Here is a 22,021-nt window from a genome sequence, read left to right on the forward strand (position 1 = left end):
ATGTGCGGGTGAGCAGGCGTGCCGTCGCCGTCCGGGTCGAGGGGATCGTGCAGGGGGTCGGCTTCCGGCCCTTCGTGTACGGCCTCGCCACGCGGCTCGGCCTCGCCGGGGTCGTCGGCAACGACGAGCGCGGGGTCTTCATCGAGGTCGAGGGCGGCAGCGCGCCGGTCGAGGAGTTCCTCGCCGCGCTGGCCGGCGATCCGCCGCCGCTGGCGGTGATCGAGCGGATCAGCACGCGCCCGGCGGCCGTCACCGGCCGTGGGACGTTCGTGATCGCGCCCAGCACGGCCTGCGGGGACCGGCGCGCGCTCGTCTCGCCGGACGTGGCGACCTGCGACGCCTGCCTGCGCGAGCTGACCGACCCCGCCGACCGCAGGCACGGCTACGCCTTCACCAACTGCACCGGCTGCGGGCCGCGCTTCACCATCGTCCGCGACGTGCCGTACGACCGGGCGAACACGACGATGACCGGCTTCCGCATGTGCGCGGACTGCGCCGGGGAGTACCACGACCCCGCCGACCGGCGCTTCCACGCCCAGCCCGTGTGCTGCCCCGCGTGCGGGCCCCGGCTGCGCTTCGTCGGTTCCGGGAGCGCCGGCGACCCGGCAGGCGACCCACTCGCGCGGGCCGTGCGGCTGCTGCGGGCGGGCGGGGTGCTGGCGGTCAAGGGGCTCGGCGGCTACCACCTGGCGGCGCTCGCGACGGACGAGCCCGCCGTGGCGGCGCTGCGGTCGCGCAAGCACCGCGAGGACAAGCCGTTCGCGGTGATGGCGGGCGACCTGGACGAGGCACGGCGGCTGTGCGTGGTGGACCCGGCCGAGGAGCGCCTGCTGACCGGGCCCGCCCGCCCCGTCGTGCTGCTGCGGCGGCTGCCGGACGCCTCCGCCGCACTGTCCGTCGCACCGTCCGTTGCACCGGGCAACCGGTGGCTGGGCGTGCTGCTGCCCTACACCCCGCTGCACCACCTGCTGCTCCGGGCGCTGGGCGGGCCCACCGTGTTGACCAGTGGAAACGTGTCCGACGAGCCGATCGCCTACCGTGACGAGGACGCTGTGGAACGGCTCGGCGGCATCGCCGACGCCTTCCTCACCCACGACCGCCCCATCCACATCCGCACGGACGACTCGGTCGTCCGGGTCTTCCGGGGCCGCGATCTGCCGATCAGGCGGTCGCGGGGATACGTGCCGCATCCGCTGGCGCTCGCCCGGGCGGCCCCCCGGCCCGTGCTCGCCTGCGGCGCCGAGCTGAAGCACACGTTCTGCCTGGTCAAGGACGACCGCGCGTTCGTCTCCCACCACATCGGCGACCTGGAGAACTACGAGACCCTGCGGTCGTTCACCGAGGGCGTCGAGCACTTCCGGCGGCTGTTCGACATCACGCCCGAGGTGGTCGCGCACGACCTGCACCCCGAATACCTGTCCACGAAGTGGGCCCTCGACCAGGACGCGGACCTGGTCGGCGTGCAGCACCACCACGCCCACATCGCCTCCTGCCTGGCCGACAACGGCGCGGCCGGGCCGGTCGCGGGGGTCGCCTTCGACGGCCTCGGGTACGGCACGGACGGCACGCTGTGGGGCGGCGAGTTCCTCGTGGCCGACCTGGCCGGGTTCGAACGGGTGGGCCACCTGGCGCCGGTGCCGATGCCCGGGGGCGCGACCGCGATCCGGCAGCCCTGGCGCATGGCGGCGGCCTACCTCGATCTCGCCTACGACGGGGACGTCCCGGAGGACCTGGACGTCGTACGGCGCAACGCCGGACGGTGGGCGGCCGTCGTCGCGCTGGCCCGCCGGGGCGGGAACGCGCCTCCCACCTCCAGCATGGGCCGCCTGTTCGACGCGGTGGCGGCGGTCGCGGGCGTGCGCGACGCGATCAGCTACGAGGGCCAGGCCGCGGTCGAGTTCGAGCAGCTGGCCGACCCCGCGGTGGACGAGGCCTATCCCTGCGACCTCGCCGGAACGGGCACGCGGTTCACCGTGCCGGGCGTGGCACTGGTCCGCGCGGTCGCCGAGGACCTGCGCGCGCGGGTGCCGCGCGACGTCGTCGCCGCGCGCTTCCACAACGCGGTGGCCCGCGTCGTCGCCGACGGCTGCGCCCTGATCAGGCAGGCCCGCGGCCTGTCCACGGTCGCGTTGTCCGGCGGCGTGTTCCAGAACCTGCTGCTGCTCGGCCGGGCCGTGACCCTGCTGGAGGAGCGCGGCTTCACGGTGCTCACCCACCACCGCGTCCCCCCGAACGACGGCGGCGTCAGCCTCGGGCAGGCCGCCGTCGCCGCCGCGCTCGACCGCGCCTGACCTCAGCCGCCCTGGTCGCCCGCGGGCGGTGGAGGACTCTCCTCGTCGATGGGCCCCTCCGGTTCGATGCCGGTGGAGTCCTCGAGCGTGGAGCGGCCGTGCGGCCGGTCGGCCTCGCCTCGCACGCCCTCCTGGTCCCGCCCGGGCTCCCGCTCCCGCCCGGGCTCCCGCTCCCGCTGGGCGGTCTCCTCGCCTCCCCGGCTGAGGCTCTCGCCCGCGCCGAGAGGGGATTTCGCCTCGGTGTCCGTGGCGGGCACGCCCGACTCCTCCTCGGCGGACGGCTTCCGCCCGGGCCCGGGCTCGCCCGCGGCCTCCGGCCGGAACGCCAGATCGCCCGCCCGCTCGGTCTCGCTCATCTTGAAGTCACCTCCCCGGTCAGCAGATCCGCGGCAGCGGGTCGCCGACCAGCACGTCGATGATCCGGGTGCCGCCGAAGGCGGTCTTGAGCAGCACCAGGCCCGGGGGATCGTCCCCGATACGGCCGACGATCGCGGCGCCCTCGCCGAGCGGGTGGCCCCGCAGGGCGGCGAGCGCGGCCCCGGCCGCCTCCCCGTCCACGACCGCGACCATCCGGCCCTCGCAGGCGACGTAGAGCGGGTCGATGCCCAGCAGCTCGCATGCTCCGCGTACGGCGGGCCGTACGGGCACCGCGTCCTCCTCGACCACGACGGCGACGCCGGAGGCCCGGGCGATCTCGTTGAGTATCGTCGCGACCCCGCCGCGCGTCGCGTCCCGCAGGCACCGCACTTCCTCGCCTGCGGCGGCCCGGAGGGCGGCGATCAGACCGTTCAGCGGAGCGGTGTCCGAGGTCACGTCGGCCTCGATGTCCAGCTCGCCCCGGGCCAGCATGATCGTGACGCCGTGCTCGCCGATCGGGCCGGACACGAGGACGGCGTCGCCGGGACGGGCGGTCGCGACGCCGAGACGCGTGTCCCGCTCCAGCAGTCCCACGCCCGCGGTGGTGACGTAGCAGCCGTCGGCCTTGCCGCGCTGCACCACCTTGGTGTCCCCGGTGACGATCGACACCTCCGCCGCCGCGGCGGCCCTCGCCATCGACGCCGCGATCCGCCGCAGGTCCTCGACCGGGAAACCCTCCTCCAGGACGAAGCCGGCCGACAGGTACAGCGGCCGGGCCCCGCACACCGACAGGTCGTTGACGGTCCCGTTGACGGCGAGGTCGCCGATGTCGCCGCCGGGGAAGAACAGCGGGGAGACCACGTAGGAGTCGGTGGTGAACGCGAGCCGCGCGCCGCCCGCGCCGAACACCGCCCCGTCCTCCAGCGGCTCGAGCAGCGGGTTGCGGAAGGCGTCGAGGAAGACCGCCTCGATCAGGGTCTGGGTGGCCTTGCCGCCCGCGCCGTGGGCCATCGTGATGTGCTCCTCGCGCACACGGGCCTTCCGCTGCCGCGCGCGGTCGATGCGTTCGAGGACCTGCCGCTCACGGGTCGTCTCGGTCACCGCGTCGCCTCCCTCACCCGCTGCCGCGAGAAGCGGCCGAAGTTGTAGTAGGCCGCGCAGGCGCCCTCGGACGACACCATGCAGGTGCCGATCGGCGTCTCCGGCGTGCAGGCCGTGCCGAAGACCTTGCACTCCCACGGCTTGAGCACGCCCTTGAGCACCTCGCCGCACTGGCACGCCTTCGGGTCGGCCACCCGGCCGCCGGGGATCGCGAACAGGCGCTCCGCGTCGTACGCCGCGTACTTCTCCCGCATCCGCAGGGCGGAGTGGGAGATGAACCCGAGGCCGCGCCACTCGAAGTACGGCCGGAGCTCCATCACCTCGTTGATCGCCCGCAGGGCCTTGACGTTGCCCGCCCACGGCACGACCCGGGCGTACTGGTTCTCGACCTCCGAGCGGCCCTCGGCGAGCTGGAGCAGCAGCATGTAGACCGACTGCAGGATGTCCAGCGGCTCGAAGCCCGCCACCACCAGCGGTTTGCCGTACCCGCGGGCGATGAACTCGTACGGCCGGCAGCCGATGATCGTGGACACGTGACCGGGGCCGATGAAGCCGTCGAGGCGCAGGTCGGGCGAGTCCAGGATGGCCTTGATCGCGGGGATGATCGTCACGTGGTTGCAGAAGACCGAGAAGTTGCGCACGCCCTCGGCCGCCGCCCGCAGCACGGTCATGGCGGTCGACGGCGCGGTGGTCTCGAACCCGATGGCCATGAAGACCACCCGGCGCTCCGGGTTGCGGCGGGCGATCTTCAGGGCGTCCAGCGGCGAGTAGACCATGCGGATGTCGGCGCCCTGCGCGGTGGAGTCGAAGAACGACCCGCGCCCGCCGGGCACCCGCATCATGTCGCCGAACGACGTCATGATCACGTCCGGCTGCTCCGCGATGTGGACGGCGTCGTCGACGCGGCCCATCGGGATCACGCAGACCGGGCAGCCGGGGCCGTGCACCAGCGTGATCGTCTCGGGCAGGTAGTCCTCCAGCCCGTGCTTGTAGATGGTGTGGGTGTGGCCGCCGCACACCTCCATGAACTTGTACGACCGGCCCGGCTCGCACAGGCTCGCGATCCTGGCGGACAGCGCCCGCGCCTTGTCCGCGTCGCGGTACTCGTCGACGAAGCGCATGGGTCCTTCACCTCTCTGTGGACGAGTCGCCGGTGGACGAGTCGCCGATGGACGAGTCACGCAGCGCGGCCAGTTCGTCCTCGTACGCCTGGCCGATGCCTTCGAGGAACTCCAGCGCGGCCCGGGCCTCGGCCTCGTCGATCTTCGACAGCGCGAAACCGACGTGGATCAGGACCCAGTCGCCGGGCCCCAGGGGCTGGCCGTCGAGCAGGCCGATGTTGACGGCCCGCCGCACCCCGCTCACGTCGACCTTGGCGAGGTCAGTCTGGTCCGGCGGGATCTCCACGATCTCGCCCGGAATGCCCAGGCACATAGGACACCTCCGCAGTGGTGTCGGGGTCGAGCTGGATGGATTCGAGGACGAGGCTGTCCCCGCCCTCCGTGTCGACGTCGATCCCCCCGCACAGTCCGCAGATCGTGAGCGGGTCCGCGCACAGCGCGGAGTGGCCGCACCCCCGGCAGATGAGCCGGGCGGGCTCGATGACCAGGTCGAGCGTCGCTCCTTCGGCGACCGTCCCCGCGGCGGCCAGGCAGAAGGCCTGGTTCAGGGCCGCGGGCGCGATGCGCAGCAGGGCGCCGGCCCGCACCCGGGCCCGGCGCACCCGTCTGCCGTCCGCCCGGTGCTCGACGGTCTCCAGCACCGCCTCGGCGATCCCGAACTCGTGCATCGGGGTCACATCCTTCTGATCCGCAGATAACGTCGGATGTCGGGCAGCGACTGGACGACCAGGACGGCCACCCCGGCCACCAGCAGCACAAGGACCACGCGTTTCAGCATCGCCGCTCCCCTTCCGCGAACTCCGCGAACTCCTTCGCGATCAGTTCGAGCACCAGACCGGCCGCCTCGGGGACGGCGGCCGCGACCGGCGGGCTCAGATCCATCCCCGGCGACACGTCGGCGGGTTCGCAGCCGACCAGCAGGACTCTGCCTCCCCGGGGGAGATCGAGGCCGGAGGCCAGCGTGAGCACCGCGCCGGGGGTCATCGCGTGCGCGTCCACGAGATCCGCCGGCTCGGGAGAGGTGGGTTCCAGGACGCACAGCGTGCCGGGAGCCCGACCCGCCGGGACCGCGTCCACGAGGATCGCGAGGTCGTATCCCGAGGTCAGCTCGTAGGCGAGGTGGATGCCCCGGATGCCGAAGTCGCCGACCGCCACGCCGTCGGGAACGCCGGTGGCGGCGAGGTGACGGGCCACCGCCACGCCGAAACCGTCGTCGCCGAGGAAGACGTTGCCCACACCGGCCACCAGGGTTCTCATGCGGGTTCGACCTCGTCCGGCGCGAAGTAGAGGAAGCGTCCCTGCTCACGCTGGAGATCGGAGCCGGCGTCGTCCTCCAGCGTCACGGCCAGGTGGTGCACCCCGTCCACGTCGAGGAACACCGCCTCGACCCGGGCGATCCGCCCGGTCAGGAACATGTCGTGCGCGTCGGCGCGCCGGGCGCCGGGGCGCAGCCGCACCCGGCTCCCCTTGCCGATCCGCACCCCGGACACGGTCACCGCGTCGTCCTCCGGCGCCGTCCTGGCGGGCACCTCCAGGTGACGGATGGCGCCGTGGAGGCGTTCGAGCAGCTCCGGCGGCAGGTCGGCGGCCCGTTCGAGGATCTCGGCCGCGCGCGGGTCGGTGACCCTGGCCTCCCGCTTCTCCTCCTCGGTCAGCGTCTGCGTGCGCAGCGTGAGCAGCTCGTCGATCTCGGTCGAGTCGAACAGGTCGCCGGGGCTCTCCGGGGCGATGGCCGGGTGGTCGTACAGGATGATCGGCGAGGACAGCACGACGTCGCGGCGGCCGGGCTCGCCCACCAGGACCGGCCAGGTGTTCTCGTTGTGGCACTGCCGCGCCGCCGCCTCGGCCCACAGCGGCGGGTCGAGCAGCGAGACGAAGGCGCCTCCGCTCACCCCGATCAGCAGGTGGGCGGCGACCAGCGAGCGGCGCAGGGCCTCCTCACGCGGCGCGTCCGCCCGCTCCCATTGGGCGGTGTTCTCCACCTCGACCCGCAGCCGCACCAGCCCGTACGGCCCGGGCAGCCGTTCGGCGGAGATCCGCATCTCCGCGTCGAGCGGCTGGTGCTCGCAGACGACCCGGCCCGTCCGCTCGCCGCCGGGACCGGCGATGGGCTCGATGACCCGCTCGCCGGGCACCCGGACCTCGATGGTGCGCTGCCCGCCGACCACCTGGGCCAGGGACAGCGTGGCGCGGGCCTCCCGCTCGCCGGCCTCGTCGAAGCTGAGGTAGTCGTGCCCGCCGACGGTCAGCCGCGGCACGGGCCAGTAGCCGTCATCCTCCCTGCGCTCGACCGTCTTGCCCCTGACGTGCAGGAACCGCAGGCGCACGTCGAGCCGGGCCTCGTCGGGGGCCTCGAGCAGGCACTCGGTCACGCTGGCGGACGGCTCGCCGGGGTAGTTCGGCGGCACGAGCACGCCGAACTGCCAGCGCATGCGGTTCTTGGCCGCCGAGGCGCGGTAGGGGTAGAGCAGGTAGCCCTCGTACAGCACGGCGTCCGCGACGCGGCGGGCCGCCTCCATCGGCGCGGTCACCGCGATCCCTCCTTCAGGCTCGCCTCTTTCAGCAGGGCTTCCACGGCTTCGTCGACGGTGGCGAGCACCCGTTCGGACTTGAAACGGAGGATTTCGCGTACGGTGTCGCGGCGCAGCCGCAGCCACCCGGAGCCGGGGAAGGCGGTGTCGATCGTCTCCCGCCACACCGCGACAGGCAGGCGGTGGCGGGTCTCGCAGTGCCAGGGGACCTGCCGCATGCTCACGCCCCCGCCGGAGCGTGCGAGCACGCTCCCGCTGAACAGCAGCAGCAGCGGGATCTCGCCGTCGTCCAGGGAGGCGAAGTAGCGGCCCGCGGCCACCTCCAGGTCGTAGCCGCACGGCACGGGCAGGTCGATCACCGTGCTCCCGGTGAAGCCGGGCACCATCGTCTGTGCCATGGCGAACTGCACCGGCCGCAGCGTGTCGCCCCACCGGGCCGGCTCGCCGAACAGGTCCGCGAGCAGCGCCGCCTCCTCCGGGCCGTACGGCCTGCGGCGCGGCTCGATCCTGATCTGGCAGCGCAACGCGATGGCGTGGACGCCCTCGGGAGAGGGGTCGGTGACGCGCAGGCGGAAGACGAGCGTGGGCGAGGCCGCGTACGGCTCGGGCCGGGCGTCCAGGCATTCGAAGCGGAGACCATCGTCCAAGGTCAAACCTCTTTCGGAACGCGGGCCCGCCGGCGCAGGGCGGTGAAGAAGCCGTCGATGGCCTCCCACGCCTCCCGTCCGCCGTCGAAGCCCTTCCAGTGCAGCCGTACGAGGCCGACGAGCCGGTAGCAGGCGTCGATCGGCACGAGATGGCAGGAGAACGACCCGTCCGGAGCCCGGTCCACCAGCAGCGCCTCGACGTCGGGCTCGGCGTCCGCCAGCGCCGGGTTGGCCGCGAGCACGCGCTCCCAGGTCGCGAGCGGGAGCAGCGACTCGGTCGCCCCGGCCGGGCTGGGATAGAAGGCCACGGTCCGGCCGAGTGAGGAGTTGCGGAAGAAGAACGCCGTACGCACGGGGATGCCCAGCTCGTCCCAGTCGGCGGGGGAGATGTGGAAGGACGGCGCGTAGAGGAAGCGGTCGGGCACGGCGTGGTACCGCCCCTGACCCGGCCGGACGAACAGCAGGCGGCACCCTCGGCAGGCGCACATCAGCGCCCGGGTCTCCAGGTCGACGACGTGCCCGTGCTCCCCGTCCAGGGGTTCGGCGCACATCTCGCACTGTTCCGCCCGTTCCGCCCCCTCGACCGGGGCCGGTTCGCGTTCGCGGAAGCGGCGCAGGCCGGTGCTCATGACGGGCGCCTGCCGATCTGCAGCAGAGTCACGGCACTCTCGACGTCCACCCGCGTCACCTCGGGGGCCACCCGGGCGATGGCCCGCTCGATCGACTCGGTGACGGTGCTCCGCGACGAGGGGCAGCCGCCGGAGGCTTCCTCCAGGCGCAACCGCACGACGCCGCCCTCCACGCTCAGCAGCTCGGCCCCGTGACCATTGGGGTGGCCGTCGAGCGCGGCCCGCACCCGCTCGGCCGTGGTCAGCGGGTGCAGGTCGTGCAGCACGAGCAGGCCCGAGACCAGCGGGTCCTCCACCAGCCCGCGCAGCGCGCCGGCCGCCCCGGCCTCGGTGACGATCGCCATGACCCGTTCGAGGCCGGCGCCGTACAGGCCGACGACCTCCCGCACAAGCTCCTCGGCCCTGGCCCGGGCTCCTTCGCCGGTCAGCTCCGCGATGAGCCGCTCGATCCGCTCACCGGTGGCGGCGACGTCGTGGGTCATGGCGTCCCCGTGAAGGCGTGCGGGCTGTGCACCACGCGCAGCTGCCTGCCCCGGCCCAGGTACATGTGGACGCCGCAGGGCAGGCAGGGGTCGAAGCTGCGTACCGTGCGCATGATGTCGATGCCCTTGAAGGTCTCCGGCGGGTTCTCCTCGAAGATCGGCGTGTTCTGCACCGCGTCCTCGTACGGCCCCGGCGTGCCGTTGAAGTCGCGCACGCTGGCGTTCCACGGGGTCGGCGGGTACGGGTGGTAGTTGGCGATCTTCCCGTTCCTGATCACCATGTGGTGGGACAGGACGCCCCGCACGGCCTCGGTGAAACCGCAGGAGATCGCCTCGTCGGGCACGGTGAACGGCGACCACGTCTGGGTGTGCCCCTGACGGACCTCACCCAGCGCCTGCTCCACGAAGTGCAGCGCGCACGCGGCGGCGTACGCCTGGAAGTACGTCCTGGCCCGGTTGCGCTCGACGGCGTTGGACAGCAGCTCCCCGTTCCGCCGGGGAATCCGCCACTCGAACGTCTTGTCCGGCAGGCTCGCCGTCCTCGGCAGGTTGATCTCCACACTGTGCCCGGTGGACCTGACGTAGCCGATGTCCACCAGGCCCGACAGCGCGGTGACCCACAGGCGGGCGAGCGGCCCGCCGCCGGTGTCGAGCGCGAGCAGGTCCCGCCCGTCGAACCAGCGGGGCGACATCACCCAGCTGTACTTGTCGGTGAAGTCCCGCTTCTGCGGATGCGGGATCGTGTGCTGGTTCCACGGATGGCGGATGTCCACCGGGTTGCCCAGCGGGTCCTCGGTGACGAACGGCTCCTGGTCGGCCCAGTCGTCGTAGTAGGAGCTGCCGAGCAGGATGCGGATGCCGAGGTTGATGTCCACCAGGTCGTTGGTGACGAGTTTCCCGTCCACCACGATGCCCGGGCTGACGAACATCTTCCGGCCCCAGTCGTTCATGTTGCGGTAGTCGAAGTCGCAGTGCCCGGGGTCCTGGAAGCTGCCCCAGCAGCCGAGCATCACCCGCCGGCGGCCCACCTGCTCGTAGCCGGGCATCGCGTCGTAGACGAAGTCGAACAGGTCGTCGTGCATGGGGACGACCCGCTTCATGAACTCGACGTACCGCATCAGCCGGGTGAGGTAGTCGGTGAACACCTGCACGGTCGCGACCGTGCCCACCCCGCCGGGGTAGAGCGTGGAGGGGTGCACGTGCCTGCCCTCCATCAGGCAGAACATCTCCCGGGTGGTGCGGCTCATCGCCAGCGCCTCGCGGTAGAACGCGCCCTCGAGCGGGTTCAGCGAGCGCATGATGTCGGCGATCGTGCGGTAGCCGTGGTCGGCCGCGTGCGGTGCCTCGGTCCGCTCGGCCCGCGCCAGCACGCCCGGGTTCGTCTCGCGGACCATCTTCTCGCAGTAGTCGACCCCGACCAGGTTCTCCTGGAAGATGTTGTGGTCGAACATGTACTCGGCCGCCTCGCCGAGGTTGATGATCCACTCGCCGATGTGCGGCGGGCGCACGCCGTACGCCATGTTCTGGGCGTAGACCGAGCAGGTGGCGTGGTTGTCGCCGCAGATTCCGCAGATCCGGCTGGTGATGAAGTGGGCGTCGCGCGGGTCCTTGCCCTTCATGAAGATGCTGTAGCCCCGGAACACCGACGAGGTGCTGTAGCACTCCGCGACCTCGCGGTTGGCGAAGTCGACCTTCGCGTAGATGCCGAGACTGCCGACGATCCTGGTGATCGGGTCCCAGGCCATCTCGACGAGTTCGCGTTCCCGGGTCATCGTCAGCTCCAGGGGGCCTTGTAACCGGTGAGCAGTTCGCGGCCCTTCGCGCGCCACTTCGGCTCCTTGTCGACCGTCTTGAACGTGATGCTCCGCAGCGTGCGGATCACCGTGCCGTACGCCGCGCTCGCGGTCGACGAGACACGGGCGCCGGGCGGTTCGTCCATGAACGGCATGAACTTGTCGGGGAAGCCGGGCATCGTGCAGGCGATGCAGATGCCGCCCACGTTGGGGCAGCCGCCGACGCCGTTGATCCAGCCGCGCTTGGGCACGTTGCACTTGACGACCGGCCCCCAGCAGCCGATCTTCACCAGGCACTTCGGCGAGCCGTACTCGGTGGCGAACTGGCCCTGCTCGTAGTAGCCGGCCCGGTCGCAGCCCTCGTGGACGGTCATGCCGAACAGCCAGGTGGGGCGCAGCGCGTGGTCCAGCGGGATCATCGGCGCCTGCCCGGCGAGCTGGTAGAGCAGGTAGAGGATCGTCTCCGACAGGTTGTCCGGGTGGATCGGGCAGCCGGGCACGTTGACGATGGGCAGCCCGGCCTTCGATCGCCAGTCCCAGCCCAGGTAGTCGGCCACGCCCATCGCCCCGGTCGGGTTGCCCGCCATCGCGTGGATGCCGCCGTACGTCGCGCAGGTGCCCGCGGCGAGCACGGCGGTCGCCTTCGGCGCGAGCCGGTCGAGCCACTCGCTGGTCGTCATCGGCTGGCCGGTGTCGGGGTTGTTGCCGAACCCGCACCAGTAGCCCTCACGCTTGATCGACTCGTTGGGAATCGAGCCCTCGATGACCAGCACGAACGGGTCGAGCTCGCCCCGGTCGGCCTTGAAGTACCACTCGATGAAGGTGTCCGCGCCCTGCATCGGGCCGCACTCGAAGTCGATCAGCGGCCAGTGGACCGCGACCTTGGGCAGGCCGGGCAGCGCGCCGAGCACGATCTCCTCGATGCTCGGCTGGGTCGCGGCGGTGAGCGCGACCGAGTCGCCGTCGCAGCTCAGCCCGGCGTTTATCCACAGGATGTGGATGACGGGCTCGTTCTGTCCGTCTGGCTGTCCGTCAGGCGCCGTCATCGCTGTCACCGGCTCTCATACGGGTCAAGGCCTGCTGGGTGAGCTCCCAGAGCGCGTGGTAGACGGTCGTCTGGGCCTCCTGGATCCGGTGGACCGAGGCCGAGGGCACCACGAACAGGTGGTCGATGGTGCCGAGCTCGGCCATCTGGCCGCCGCCGTAACCGGCCAGCCCGACCGTGAGCATGCCGCGCCGGCCCGCCTCCTCGAACGCGGCGATGAGGTTGCGGGAGTTCCCGCTGGTCGACAGGCCGAGCGCGATGTCCCCCGCGAAGGCGGACGCGGCGAGCTGCCGGGCGAAGACCACCTCGAAGCCGATGTCGTTGGCCAGCGCCGTCACGACCGCGATGTCCGCCGTGAGGGCGAACGCGGGAAGAGGGCTGGCGCGACCCCCGGGGTTCATGAAGAGCGTGGCCACGTCCTGGGCGTCGGTCGAGCTGCCCCCGTTGCCGAAGGCGAACAGCCGGCCTCCCGCCGCGAACGACTCCGCCAAGGCCTGCGCGCAGACGGCGATCCGGTCCCCGTCGCGCTCCAGCACCGTCCGGCGCAAGGTGACGATCTCGTCGACCTTCTCCACCGTCGACTGACGTACGGAGGTCATGACGGCGTCGAGGTCGGTGGACTCCGAGTAGAGGAAGGGGTAGAGCGCCTCCATGTCGTCGGTCACGGTCGCCCCACCTCCCGCACGACCGCGATGGCCTCCTTGGCGTGGACCAGGACTGTGTCGCCGGCCCCGGCGTCCACCAGGGCGACGCTGACCACCTCCCGGCCCCGGCCGGTGTCGACGAGCGCGAAGTCCTGCTCCAGGAGCCGTACGACGGTCACCGCGACCGCCTCGTCGGAGCAGGTGACGCACGTCTCGCCGGGGCAGTTCACGAGATCACCCGTGGGTCGAGCACACCCGGCTGCTCGAAGAACACGTGCACCAGCTCCCAGAGGATGTGGTAGGTGGTGACGTGCACCTCCTTGACCACACGGGGATCGGCGGAGCGGGCGATCAGGACGTGGTCGACGGCCGGGCTGCGGCCGATCGGCCCGCCGTCGTCGCCGCCGGTCAGCGCCAGCGTGAGCAGGCCGAGCCGGTGTGCCGTCTCCAGGCCCCGGAGCACGTTCACGCAGCCGCCGTCGGGCGAGACGCCGAGGGCGATGTCCCGCGGCGCGGCGAGACGGCGAAGCTGGTGCGCGAAGACCTCCTCCAGTCCCGCCGTCGCGGCCACTCCCGTGATCGTCGCCACGTCGCTGGTGAGCGAGAACGACGGGAGCGCCCGTTTGCCCACGATCACCGGATGGACGAACTCCACCGAGATGTGCTGGGCGTCGGTCGCGGCCTCGCCGTTGCCGAAGACGATGAGCCGCCCGCCGCCGTGGAAGCGCGTCGCCATCGCGTGGCAGGCCCTGGCCACCGCGTCGGCCTCGTCGGCCAGGCCGAGCGCCGGGCCCACGCGGCGCGCGAAGACCTCCGGAACACGTGCAAGGACCGCCTGGTCCATACCGGACCACTTCCCCTGGATCGCGTCATCCCTCAGGGAAAACCCCTGGTTAACGACCGTACGCCGAGCCGTGACGGGGGGAATCAACAAATGTCGGTGATTTCGTAAAGATCACTACAGTCCGAACACGCCGACGGCCCCGGCCGGGCCGGGGCCGTCGGCGGGACACGGCCTATCCGACGCTCTTGCGGCGGTACAACGCGACGGCGCCCATGACGCCGATCGCGGCGAGCACCACCTGGATGATCAGTTGGATCCAGCCGAACCCGCCCGCGGGGGCGACTCCGAGCGCTCCGGCGATCGCCGTGCCGATGAAGGCGGCGATGATACCGATGACTATGGTCAGCCAGATCGGGATGGCCTGGCGTCCGGGGACGACGAGCCGGCCGAGAGCGCCGATGATGAGTCCGATGATTATGGCGGAGATGATGCCGCTGACGGCCATGCTGCCACCCTCCCTAGTGTTCGGTGCCTCCCTTCTGCCCAGCCAAAACCGGACAAAACCCGACAAATCGGGAGAGAAGGCCGCTCAGGAGCGCGGCGGCGCGGTGCTGTCCCGGACGACGAGGGTGGTCGCGAGCTCGACCCGGTGCTGTTCGAGGTGCCCGCCGTCCGCGAGGGCCAGGACCATCCGCGCGGCGGCGGCCCCCATCTGCACGAGCGGCTGCCTTACGGTCGTCATGGGCGGCCCGGTCCATTGCGTGAACGACAGGTCGTCGAACCCGACGACGCTCAGGTCCTCCGGGATACGCAACCCGGCCCGCCTGGCCGCCTCGTACACGCCGAGCGCCTGCAGGTCGTTGGCGGCGAAGACGGCGGTCGGGGGATCGGGCAGGCGCAGCAGTTCGGCCCCGTCATGCAGGCCGCCTTCCACGTACAGCGTGCTGACGCGCACGAGCGCGGGGTCCACCGGCACGCCGGCCGCGTCCATCGCGGCGCGGTAGCCGTCGAGCCGCGCCCGGCAGCACGGCCACTGGGTGGGCCCGCTCAGCATCGCGATGCGGCGGTGGCCGAGGTCGAGCAGGTGGCGGGTGGCGGCCATCCCGCCGCTCCAGTTGGTCGCGCCGACCGACGGGGTCTGGTGCAGCGGCTCACCGGTCGGGTCGAGCACGACCAGGGGGATCGAGCGGGTGGCCAGCTGCGACTGCTGCTGCACGGTGAGCTCGGAGAAGACCGCGACGACCCCGGTGGGACGGCGGGCGAGCACCTGCTCGGTCCACGCCCTGCCCGGGGTCAGCCTGCCCTCCATCTCGGTCAGCACGACGGCCAGCTCGTGCTCCCGCGCGACCTGCTCGACGCCCTGGATGATCTCCAGTGCCCACAGGCTCTCCAGGGCGTGGAAGACGAGTTCGAGGATCGCCGCGGGTTCGCTGTCGCGCCGCCGGTAGCCGTGCTCCCGCAGCACCGCCTCAACCCGCTGCCGGGTGGCCAGGGCGACTCCCGCATGGCCGTTGAGCACCCGGGACACGGTCGGCGCGGAGACTCCGGCCAGGTGGGCGATCTCGGCCACGGTCAGCCTCTGACGCGGAAGCTCCCCGTCGAGGGCCGGGTCGGTCGAGGTCACGGCGACAGTCTATTTCCCCGGGCTGTTTCCCCGGGCCCTTCGGCCCTACCGCGGACGGCGGCGGGGACGGACCGTGAGAAGCAGGGGCGAAGGTAGGGGGACTGTCGTGTTCGTCGATCGTCGGGACGCCGGGCTGCGCCTGGGCGAGCGGTTGCGTGGACTCCCGGGGGCGGAGGACGCGGTCGTCGTCGGGCTGCCACGAGGGGGTGTGCCGGTCGCGTTCGAGGTCGCCAGGGCCCTCGGCGCCCCTCTGGACGTGATCGTCGTACGCAAGCTGGGCGTGCCGTACCAACCGGAGCTGGGCTTCGGCGCCATCGGCGAGGGCGGGGTGCGGGTGCTGAACCCCGACGTCCTGCGGCTCGCCAACATCACCCGCGACGAGATAGCCGGGGTGGAGCGGCGTGAGCGGGCCGAACTGGAGCGCCGGGCGCGACGTTTCCGGGGCGATCGCACGCCCGTGGACCTGGCCGGCCGTACCGTGATCGTGGTGGACGACGGCATCGCGACGGGCGGGACGGCCCGCGCCGCATGCCAGGTGGCCCGGGCCCACGGAGCCTCCCGGGTGGTGCTCGCGGTGCCGGTCGGCGCCCCCGAGACGATCGCGAGCCTGCGCGGGGACGCCGACGAGGTCGTCTGCCTCGACACGCCCGATCACTTCTACGCGATCGGCGCCTGGTACGACGACTTCACCCAGACGCGCGACGAGGACGTGATCGAGTGCCTGCGGCAGGCCGCAGGCTGATCAGGGACTCTCGGGCCGCCGCATCCAGTTGTGCTCGACCCGGGCGTCGGGCCCGGGGTAGTAGCACGGCGTCTCCTGTTCCTCGTCGAGCCATCGCACCAGGTATGGGGGCGAGCCGTCCGTGTGGTAGAGCGCCACGACGATCCCGACGCGGCCCGCCCTGCCCCGGGTGATGCTCTCGACGATCAGACGGTCGCCGACCGACGCCCTCATCACCGACCCGTTCATCACAGACTCACCGGTGTCGCGACCTCGGTCGTGATCGGCGTCCAGCGGTGCGCGAGGCGCTTGGTGAGGGAGGCCATGGTGGTGTATTCCAGGTCCTCCAGCGGCAGCCGGTGCGGCTCGAACGGCCCGTGACGGCGCAGGTAGTCCATCACCTCGCCGGCCTGCCGCCGGGCTCCGTCGAACGCCGGGTCGTCGAACATGTCGCGCGGGCCGATCAGTTTGCCGTCCTTGATCTGGAAGCCGAGCGCGACCACCCGCGGCGGGCCGTCGAACCGCGACGGGTGCGCCTGCCCGACGGACACCGGCATGAACGGCGCGTGGTGCGAGCCGCGCATGCACCCCGCCACCGAGTACGCGAAGGCGAACGGCTCCAGCGCCTCGCCCACGGCCGGCAGGCCCGACTGACAGCGCACGATCAGCACCGGATCGTCCTTGCCGACGTACTTGCCGGCGATCAGCGACAGCCGCTGGGTGCTGGTGGCCGCCGCGGTCGTGCCCAGCGTCTTGGAACGCACGCTGTGGATCACGTAGCGCGCCGGGGCGCCGATGTACATGAGCATGTCGTAGAGGTCCGCCGGGCAGTCGAAGACGATGCGCCGGTCCTCGTACAGGTCGTACACCTCGAAGGCGAACCCGGCGTGCATCTTCTCGTCGATCACCAGTCCGGCGGTGTTGGACGGGTCGGCGAACATCTTGTACAGCGGCAGGTTCCAGGCGCCCGGCTCGGTCTTGTCCGCGAGGAAGCACAGCACCGGTTCGGACGGCCGCTCCTCGAACTCCATCTCGGCGTAGCCCGGGCCCATGCCGCGCAGGTTGCCGGAGAAGGCGTCCGACAGCAGGTCCTGGCCGGCGCCGTACAGGCCGAGCTCCTTGGCGAGGTGCGTGGTCGCCTGGAAGGTGTCCCAGGCGAAGGAGTGGATCAGCCCCGCCTCCTGGCCGTAGGTGTGGGTCATGATGAGCGAGATGTCGTCGCCGCAGCTGTCCACGTGGCCGTCGATGAGGAGCCCGGAGGACTTGGCCCGCTCGATCTCCCGCCTGGCCTCGGCCATCAGCCGGGGATGGACGGCGGTGTGGCCGACGAATCCCCCCGTGTCGGCCTTGATGATGCTCAACGTGATCATAGGGATCACCTCCATCTCCACGTTTATTCGGACTTGGGGGGATAAATAGGGCATTAGGTCACAAAGCAGGGCGGACTTCCGTACGAGGGGAGGGCCCGCCATGAGAATCAAAGATCTGATGTCCACGCCGGTGGTCATCGTGCCGCCGATCACGCCGGTGCGGGACGTCGCGCGGCACATGGACTACTCGGGGGTCGGTTGTGTCGTCGTCTCCGAAGGGCGGGGCGTCGCGGGGGTCGTGACCGACCGGGACCTCGCCCTGCGCGTGCTCGCCCAGGGCGGGGACGGGGACACGCCGGTCGGCCGGGTGATGTCGGAGAATCCCGTGGTGGTGCGGCCGGAGGACGAGATCGAGGTGGCCTTCGACGTGTTCCGCCACCACGCGTTCCGCAGGCTTCCGGTGGCCGACGAGGCGGGTGTGGTCGGCATCCTGACGATCGACGACCTGCTCCTCCAGATCCACCAGCTCACCGCCGACCTGATCACGCCGGTGGTCAAGGAGATCAGCGAACCGCAGCACCAGAGCGACTAGATGTTCACGACCCTGCGGCGTACGGCGGAGCGCACGCCGCCCGGCCGTGACCGTCACGTCGACCTGCTGCGCGCCGTCGCGATCGCCTTGGTCGTGCTCGGGCACTGGCTGGCCGTCGTGGTGACGTACGGCGATCGCGTCGGCGGCGGCACGGTCCTCGCGTTCGCCCCCTGGGCCCGGCCGCTCACCTGGCTGTTCCAGGTCATGCCGGTGTTCTTCCTGGTGGGCGGCTTCGCCAACGCCGCCTCGTTCGACTCCTACCGGCGCCGCGGCGGCGGCGCGATCGGGTGGTTCCTCGGCCGCACCGACCGGCTGATCCGCCCGACGACGGCGTTCGTGCTCACGCTGAGCGGCGCGGCCCTGCTCGCGGTCCTCCTGGGGACGGACCCCGTCACGGCCGGCCGGGGAGTCTGGCTCGCCTGCCTGCCGCTGTGGTTCCTCGCCGCGTACGTCACGGTCGTCCTGCTCACGCCGGTCCTGCTCGCGCTGCACCGCAGGGCGGGGCTCGCGGTGCCCGTCGTGCTCGCGGTGCCGGTGGCGCTCGGAGACGCGGCCCGGCTGCTCGGCGGCCCGGCCGTTATCGGCGCCGCCGGCTACCTGCTGGCCTGGGCGGCGGTCTACCAGCTCGGCATCGCCTGGCGGGAGGGGGCGCTGCCCGCCCGTCCCCGGGTGGCGGCGCCCATGGCCGCGGGCGGCCTGGCGGCGCTCGTGCTGCTCACCGTTCCGGGGCCGTACCCGGTGAGCATGGTGGCCGATCCCGGCGACCGCCTGCAGAACACCTCGCCGCCCACGCTCGCGCTGCTCGCCCTGGCGGTCGCGCAGACGGGGGGCGCCCTGCTGCTGCACGAGCGCGGCCAGCGCATGCTGCGCCGTACGCGCCCGTGGACGGCCGTCGTCGCGACCAACTCCGTGATCATGACGGTGTTCCTCTGGCACATGACCGCGGTCGTGATCGCCGTGCCCGCCCTCTACATCACCGGCCTGCTGCCGCAGCCGCCGCCCGGATCGGCCGCCTGGCTGCTCCTGCGCGTGCCCTGGCTCGCGTTCCTGACGGCGGCCCTCGTGGTCCTCGTCGCCGTGTTCGGCCGGTTCGAAAGGCGCGCGGGTCCCTGCCCGGCGCCCGGCCGGCCCGTCGGCGTGGGCGCCGCGGCCGTCACTGTCGTGGGCGCCGGCCTGGTCGTCGGGGGCCTCCTCGGCGCGGCGCTCACCGGCTCGGACGGGCTGCCCGCGCCGATGCTCCCGGTCTACCTCGCCGGAGCCGCGCTGCTGCGGGCCGCGCGAGCGTCGTACGGGGCGACTTCGCCAGCCGGGTAGGGCGACTTGTCCGGATAGATCCGTGTCAAGTGACCTTGGTTGGGCAGCAGTGGGGGCGTGTCCGACAGCGGTCTCTCCCCAGGAAGCGGCATCTCCAGCGTGTTCCCCTCGCTCCCCGGCCAGGGCGAGACGACGCCGGAGCCGGCCGGCTCTCCGGCGGCCCCCGACCGGTCCCGGGACGGCGCGAACCCGCAGGACCATGACCATGGCATGCCTCCCGACCGGCCGTTCGGCCTGCCGGGACGCCCGCTGCGCGGCAACCCGTTCATGTTCGGCCTGACCGGCGCCCTGGGCGTGCTCACCGCCTGGCTCCTGGTCCAGGCGATCGCCAGCGCGGGCTCGGCGATGGTGCTGATCGTGGTCTCCCTCTTCCTGGCCATCGGCCTCAACCCCGCGGTCGAGGCGCTCCAGCGGCGCAACCTGTCCCGCCGCCTCTCGATCACGATCGTGTTCGGGTCGGTCATCGCGTTCTTCGTGGTCTTCGGGCTCGCGGTCGTGCCGCCGCTCACGGAGCAGACCACCGGGTTCGTCCGGCAGTTGCCCGACTACGTGCAGCAGCTCCAGAACCATCCGGTAATCCGCTCGGTGGACGAGCGCTACCAGGTCCTCGACAAGATCCAGCAGTACGTCGCGGGCGGCGGGCTCGCCACCCAGATGTTCGGCGGTCTCCTCGGCGTGGCCAGCATTGTGATCAGCGCGCTGTTCAGCGCCTTCACCCTGCTCGTGCTCACGCTTTACTTCCTCGGGTCGCTCAACTCCATCAAGGAGACGGCCTACCGGTTCGTGCCCCGCTCACGCCGTACGCGGGTCCGCCTGCTCGGGGACGAGATCATCAACCAGATCGGCGGCTACGTCGCGGGCAACCTGATCATCTCGCTGATCGCCGGAGTGGTGACCTTCCTGTTCCTGTCCATGATGAAGGTGCCGTACGCGCTCGCGCTGGCCATCTTCGTCGCGGTCACGGACCTGATCCCGCTGGTGGGCGCGGTCATCGGCGCGGTCGTGGCCTCGGGCGTGGGCTTCCTCTCCTCGGTGCAGGTCGGCATCGCCTGCGTGGTCTTCTTCGTCGTCTACCAGCAAGTCGAGAACTACTGGATCTCCCCGAAGGTGTTCAAGTCGTCGGTCGACGTACCGCCCGTGGCGACCATCGTCGGGGCGCTTCTCGGCGGGGCGCTGCTCGGCATCGTCGGGGCCCTGCTCGGCATCCCGCTGGCGGCGGCCCTGCTCCTCCTGGCCCGCGAGGTGGTGTTGCCCCGCCAGGACCGGCTGTAGCGGTTCTCCCGAGAGCGTCGTTGTGTGAAGCTCGGATCATGCGACTGCCGTACCGGATCGCGGGGCTGTGGGTGCGTGTCGTGTTGCTCGTCGTGCTGCTGTGGGGCGCTCTGGTGAGCGTGCTCAGCCTGACGCCGCGCGAGCGCGCCCTCGCGGACTTCCACGAGGCGCTGCGGGCCGGGCAGGTCACGTACGTGATCTACAGAGGGAAACCGTTGGACCTGCGCTGGTCGACGGGCCCCCTGTTCTGGTACCACGTGGACCAGTCCGAGGCCTACACCCGCCGTGACCTCCTCCGCGATCTCGACGCCACCGTCCCCGGCCCGGAGGCCGTGCCGGCTCAGTCTCGCTGGGCGTTCTTCTCAGGCTGGCCGTTTCATGTGCCGGTCCCCGGTGCGGCCTGGCCGGTCGGCGGGGCCTGGATCGCCGCGCTCCTCGTCATGCTCGGTACGGGACGGCCCAGGCTGGGGAACACATGGGCCTGGTTCTGGCTGTTCACGGTCGGCGAGGTGGGCGCGATGCTGTTCCTCCTCCTCGAACCCCGATCCCTGTGGCATGGACTGGAGCCGCAGGAACCGGTTCCCAACCCCATGAGCGGAGGTCGCGGCTGCTTTCTGGCTATCTGTCTCAGCCTGGTGATTCCCGTCCTTGTCGCGGTCGGGCTCTCTTACGTGTTCCACGCCCTGCTCGATCTCCTGCCGTCTGCTCCATGAGACTTCGACGGCGCGCGAGCCTGTAGCTCCAACAAATCGCCTGGTGAGGTTGCTCAAGGTGAGTCGGTTGGGAGAAAATTAATACAGGTTTTCGAATTCGCTGAGGGGGTGTGATGGATCTGTTCGACCCAGATTCTGTCCCCCCTCGTCGTTCGAACAATGCGGACGGCGGCTGGTGGGATCGCCTGACTGCCGATTCTCCTTTGTGGTCGACGGAGGGTTCGCTCGCCCGCGACGGCAGTGTGGAAAACGACGGGGCCGCTGACACCGGGAGCATGGGCAGTGAGGCCGCCGATGATGCGGGGGCGGGTTCTGCCGGGGCGGATGCCGCTGGCGCGGGTGATCGCCGGGGTGGGTCGTCGTGGGTGCTGATCGGTTCTGTTCGTGAGTCGGCGCAGGCGTTGGCGTTGGCGCCGCTTCCGGACGATGTGGATATCTGTCTGGCCGAGGCTGAGGAGTTGGTGTTCGCGCGGGATCGGATCACCTCGGCGTTGGCGGATCGGGTGGGGCGGGTGCATCGGGCGGGGCAGGCCCGGCGGCATGGGCATGCCTCCACCCGCAGTTGGCTGCGCACCGCCGGAGGAATGACTGTGGCGGGTGCGGGCCGCCTGCTGACCCTGGGGATCGAGTTGGCCCGTCTGCCCCGGGTGCGGGAGAAGTTCGCCGCGGGTGGGTTGGCGGCGGGGGTGGTGGAGGCCATCTGCACCGCCGTTGCCGGCCTGTCCGATGAGCAGGCCGCGGTGGCTGAGCCGATCCTGCTGGAGCTGGCGGGGAGGGCGGGGGCGGCGGAGGTGGCCAGGGCGGGCCGTTATCTGCGGGCGGTGCTGGACCCCGATGGTGAGGACCGTGATGAGCGGGCCGATTACGGTCGGCGGTTCCTTCGGGTCCGCCCCGGCAAGGGCGGCGGTTTGGAGGGGGAGTTCTATCTGCCGCGTGAGCATGCCGCCCGGTTGCAGGCGTTGCTGGATGCGTATGCCAGGCCGAAGGCGGAGGGTGATGACCGGCCGCTGCGAGTGCGTCAGGCGGATGCGTTCATGGCGTTGCTGGAGG

27 protein-coding genes are annotated in these 22,021 nt (G+C 71.6%); 7 read left to right on the top strand and 20 right to left on the bottom strand.

The annotated features are described in order from the left end of the window. The first annotated feature begins 8 nt into the window (after nucleotides 1-8). Complete coding sequence (hypF, locus tag HHX41_RS20500; protein ID WP_182907258.1) at nucleotides 9-2,291, top strand: carbamoyltransferase HypF; 2,283 nt, start codon at nucleotides 9-11, stop codon at nucleotides 2,289-2,291. A 2-nt stretch (nucleotides 2,292-2,293) separates the two neighbouring features. Here hypF and HHX41_RS20505 read toward each other — a convergent pair whose 3' ends face one another. The 18 genes from HHX41_RS20505 to HHX41_RS20585 form a co-directional block, all read right to left on the bottom strand. Next, nucleotides 2,294-2,647, bottom strand: coding sequence for a hypothetical protein (locus HHX41_RS20505; RefSeq protein WP_182907259.1), 354 nt, complete (start codon nucleotides 2,645-2,647; stop codon nucleotides 2,294-2,296). Between the two features lie 19 nt (nucleotides 2,648-2,666). Beyond that, complete coding sequence (hypE, locus tag HHX41_RS20510; protein WP_310742095.1) at nucleotides 2,667-3,749, bottom strand: hydrogenase expression/formation protein HypE; 1,083 nt, start codon at nucleotides 3,747-3,749, stop codon at nucleotides 2,667-2,669. Further along, complete coding sequence (hypD, locus tag HHX41_RS20515) at nucleotides 3,746-4,870, bottom strand: hydrogenase formation protein HypD (RefSeq protein ID WP_169981433.1); 1,125 nt, start codon at nucleotides 4,868-4,870, stop codon at nucleotides 3,746-3,748. The genes hypE and hypD overlap by 4 nt, the downstream gene beginning before the upstream one ends. Before the next feature lie 7 nt (nucleotides 4,871-4,877). Beyond that, nucleotides 4,878-5,156, bottom strand: coding sequence for a HypC/HybG/HupF family hydrogenase formation chaperone (locus HHX41_RS20520; RefSeq protein WP_396794884.1), 279 nt, complete (start codon nucleotides 5,154-5,156; stop codon nucleotides 4,878-4,880). Further along, nucleotides 5,131-5,538, bottom strand: a complete 408-nt coding sequence (locus HHX41_RS20525; protein ID WP_182907261.1) for a hydrogenase maturation nickel metallochaperone HypA — start codon at nucleotides 5,536-5,538, stop codon at nucleotides 5,131-5,133. The genes HHX41_RS20520 and HHX41_RS20525 overlap by 26 nt, the downstream gene beginning before the upstream one ends. 5 nt (nucleotides 5,539-5,543) lie before the next feature. Further along, a complete protein-coding gene (locus tag HHX41_RS42350; RefSeq protein WP_396703585.1) occupies nucleotides 5,544-5,648 on the bottom strand; it encodes a DUF6893 family small protein in 105 nt (34 codons plus the stop codon). Further along, complete coding sequence (locus HHX41_RS20530; RefSeq protein WP_169981439.1) at nucleotides 5,642-6,127, bottom strand: hydrogenase maturation protease; 486 nt, start codon at nucleotides 6,125-6,127, stop codon at nucleotides 5,642-5,644. Before HHX41_RS20530 ends, HHX41_RS42350 begins: the two co-directional genes overlap by 7 nt. Then, nucleotides 6,124-7,401 carry a hypothetical protein gene (locus HHX41_RS20535; RefSeq protein ID WP_310742096.1) on the bottom strand — a complete coding sequence of 426 codons (1,278 nt, stop codon included), beginning with the start codon at nucleotides 7,399-7,401 and terminating at the stop codon, nucleotides 6,124-6,126. Before HHX41_RS20535 ends, HHX41_RS20530 begins: the two co-directional genes overlap by 4 nt. Beyond that, nucleotides 7,398-8,048, bottom strand: coding sequence for a DUF6084 family protein (locus HHX41_RS20540; protein WP_169981441.1), 651 nt, complete (start codon nucleotides 8,046-8,048; stop codon nucleotides 7,398-7,400). Before HHX41_RS20540 ends, HHX41_RS20535 begins: the two co-directional genes overlap by 4 nt. Nucleotides 8,049-8,050: 2 nt before the next feature. Next, nucleotides 8,051-8,677: a DUF5947 family protein gene (locus tag HHX41_RS20545; RefSeq protein ID WP_182907262.1), complete on the bottom strand. Its 627-nt coding sequence runs from the start codon at nucleotides 8,675-8,677 to the stop codon at nucleotides 8,051-8,053. Further along, a complete protein-coding gene (locus HHX41_RS20550; protein ID WP_182907263.1) occupies nucleotides 8,674-9,159 on the bottom strand; it encodes a NifU family protein in 486 nt (161 codons plus the stop codon). The genes HHX41_RS20545 and HHX41_RS20550 overlap by 4 nt, the downstream gene beginning before the upstream one ends. Then, a complete protein-coding gene (locus tag HHX41_RS20555) occupies nucleotides 9,156-10,931 on the bottom strand; it encodes a nickel-dependent hydrogenase large subunit (RefSeq protein WP_169981447.1) in 1,776 nt (591 codons plus the stop codon). The genes HHX41_RS20550 and HHX41_RS20555 overlap by 4 nt, the downstream gene beginning before the upstream one ends. Before the next feature lie 2 nt (nucleotides 10,932-10,933). Beyond that, nucleotides 10,934-11,998 (bottom strand): hydrogenase expression protein HypE, encoded by a 1,065-nt coding sequence (locus tag HHX41_RS20560; protein ID WP_169981449.1) that lies wholly within the window; start codon nucleotides 11,996-11,998, stop codon nucleotides 10,934-10,936. Then, nucleotides 11,985-12,662 carry an SIS domain-containing protein gene (locus HHX41_RS20565; protein WP_310742097.1) on the bottom strand — a complete coding sequence of 226 codons (678 nt, stop codon included), beginning with the start codon at nucleotides 12,660-12,662 and terminating at the stop codon, nucleotides 11,985-11,987. Before HHX41_RS20565 ends, HHX41_RS20560 begins: the two co-directional genes overlap by 14 nt. Further along, entirely contained in the window at nucleotides 12,659-12,871 is a 213-nt protein-coding gene (locus HHX41_RS20570; RefSeq protein WP_169981451.1) for a HypC/HybG/HupF family hydrogenase formation chaperone, read from the bottom strand. Before HHX41_RS20570 ends, HHX41_RS20565 begins: the two co-directional genes overlap by 4 nt. Beyond that, entirely contained in the window at nucleotides 12,868-13,485 is a 618-nt protein-coding gene (locus tag HHX41_RS20575) for an SIS domain-containing protein (RefSeq protein WP_182907264.1), read from the bottom strand. The genes HHX41_RS20570 and HHX41_RS20575 overlap by 4 nt, the downstream gene beginning before the upstream one ends. A 172-nt stretch (nucleotides 13,486-13,657) precedes the next feature. Further along, the gene (locus HHX41_RS20580; RefSeq protein ID WP_169981455.1) at nucleotides 13,658-13,930 is read right to left on the bottom strand and encodes a GlsB/YeaQ/YmgE family stress response membrane protein; all 273 of its coding nucleotides are present in this window, start codon (nucleotides 13,928-13,930) and stop codon (nucleotides 13,658-13,660) included. Nucleotides 13,931-14,014: 84 nt separating this feature from the next. After that, nucleotides 14,015-15,049: a LacI family DNA-binding transcriptional regulator gene (locus HHX41_RS20585; RefSeq protein WP_182907265.1), complete on the bottom strand. Its 1,035-nt coding sequence runs from the start codon at nucleotides 15,047-15,049 to the stop codon at nucleotides 14,015-14,017. 106 nt (nucleotides 15,050-15,155) lie between these two features. Between HHX41_RS20585 and HHX41_RS20590 the strand changes: the two genes are divergently transcribed. Continuing rightward, complete coding sequence (locus tag HHX41_RS20590) at nucleotides 15,156-15,791, top strand: phosphoribosyltransferase (RefSeq protein ID WP_182907266.1); 636 nt, start codon at nucleotides 15,156-15,158, stop codon at nucleotides 15,789-15,791. On the opposite strand, the gene HHX41_RS20595 is transcribed toward HHX41_RS20590, so the two are convergent. Continuing rightward, the gene (locus tag HHX41_RS20595; RefSeq protein ID WP_249349818.1) at nucleotides 15,792-16,019 is read right to left on the bottom strand and encodes a DUF1918 domain-containing protein; all 228 of its coding nucleotides are present in this window, start codon (nucleotides 16,017-16,019) and stop codon (nucleotides 15,792-15,794) included. Beyond that, entirely contained in the window at nucleotides 16,019-17,140 is a 1,122-nt protein-coding gene (gene fbp, locus HHX41_RS20600) for a fructose-1,6-bisphosphate aldolase/phosphatase (RefSeq protein WP_169981461.1), read from the bottom strand. Before fbp ends, HHX41_RS20595 begins: the two co-directional genes overlap by 1 nt. A 100-nt stretch (nucleotides 17,141-17,240) precedes the next feature. Between fbp and HHX41_RS20605 the strand changes: the two genes are divergently transcribed. The 5 genes from HHX41_RS20605 to HHX41_RS20625 form a co-directional block, all read left to right on the top strand. Further along, nucleotides 17,241-17,672: a CBS domain-containing protein gene (locus tag HHX41_RS20605; RefSeq protein ID WP_182907267.1), complete on the top strand. Its 432-nt coding sequence runs from the start codon at nucleotides 17,241-17,243 to the stop codon at nucleotides 17,670-17,672. Beyond that, nucleotides 17,673-18,986 carry an acyltransferase gene (locus HHX41_RS20610; protein WP_182907268.1) on the top strand — a complete coding sequence of 438 codons (1,314 nt, stop codon included), beginning with the start codon at nucleotides 17,673-17,675 and terminating at the stop codon, nucleotides 18,984-18,986. A gap of 57 nt (nucleotides 18,987-19,043) precedes the next feature. Beyond that, on the top strand, nucleotides 19,044-20,258 hold the full coding sequence (locus HHX41_RS20615; RefSeq protein ID WP_310742098.1) for an AI-2E family transporter: 1,215 nt from the start codon (nucleotides 19,044-19,046) through the stop codon (nucleotides 20,256-20,258). Nucleotides 20,259-20,296: 38 nt separating this feature from the next. Continuing rightward, entirely contained in the window at nucleotides 20,297-20,971 is a 675-nt protein-coding gene (locus tag HHX41_RS20620) for a hypothetical protein (RefSeq protein ID WP_182907269.1), read from the top strand. 113 nt (nucleotides 20,972-21,084) lie between these two features. Continuing rightward, on the top strand, nucleotides 21,085-22,021 hold a 937-nt coding region (locus HHX41_RS20625), incomplete at its 3' end, for a DUF222 domain-containing protein (RefSeq protein ID WP_182907270.1).

It is taken from the genome of Microbispora sp. H13382, from assembly GCF_014161445.1.
GTDB lineage: Bacteria > Actinomycetota > Actinomycetes > Streptosporangiales > Streptosporangiaceae > Microbispora.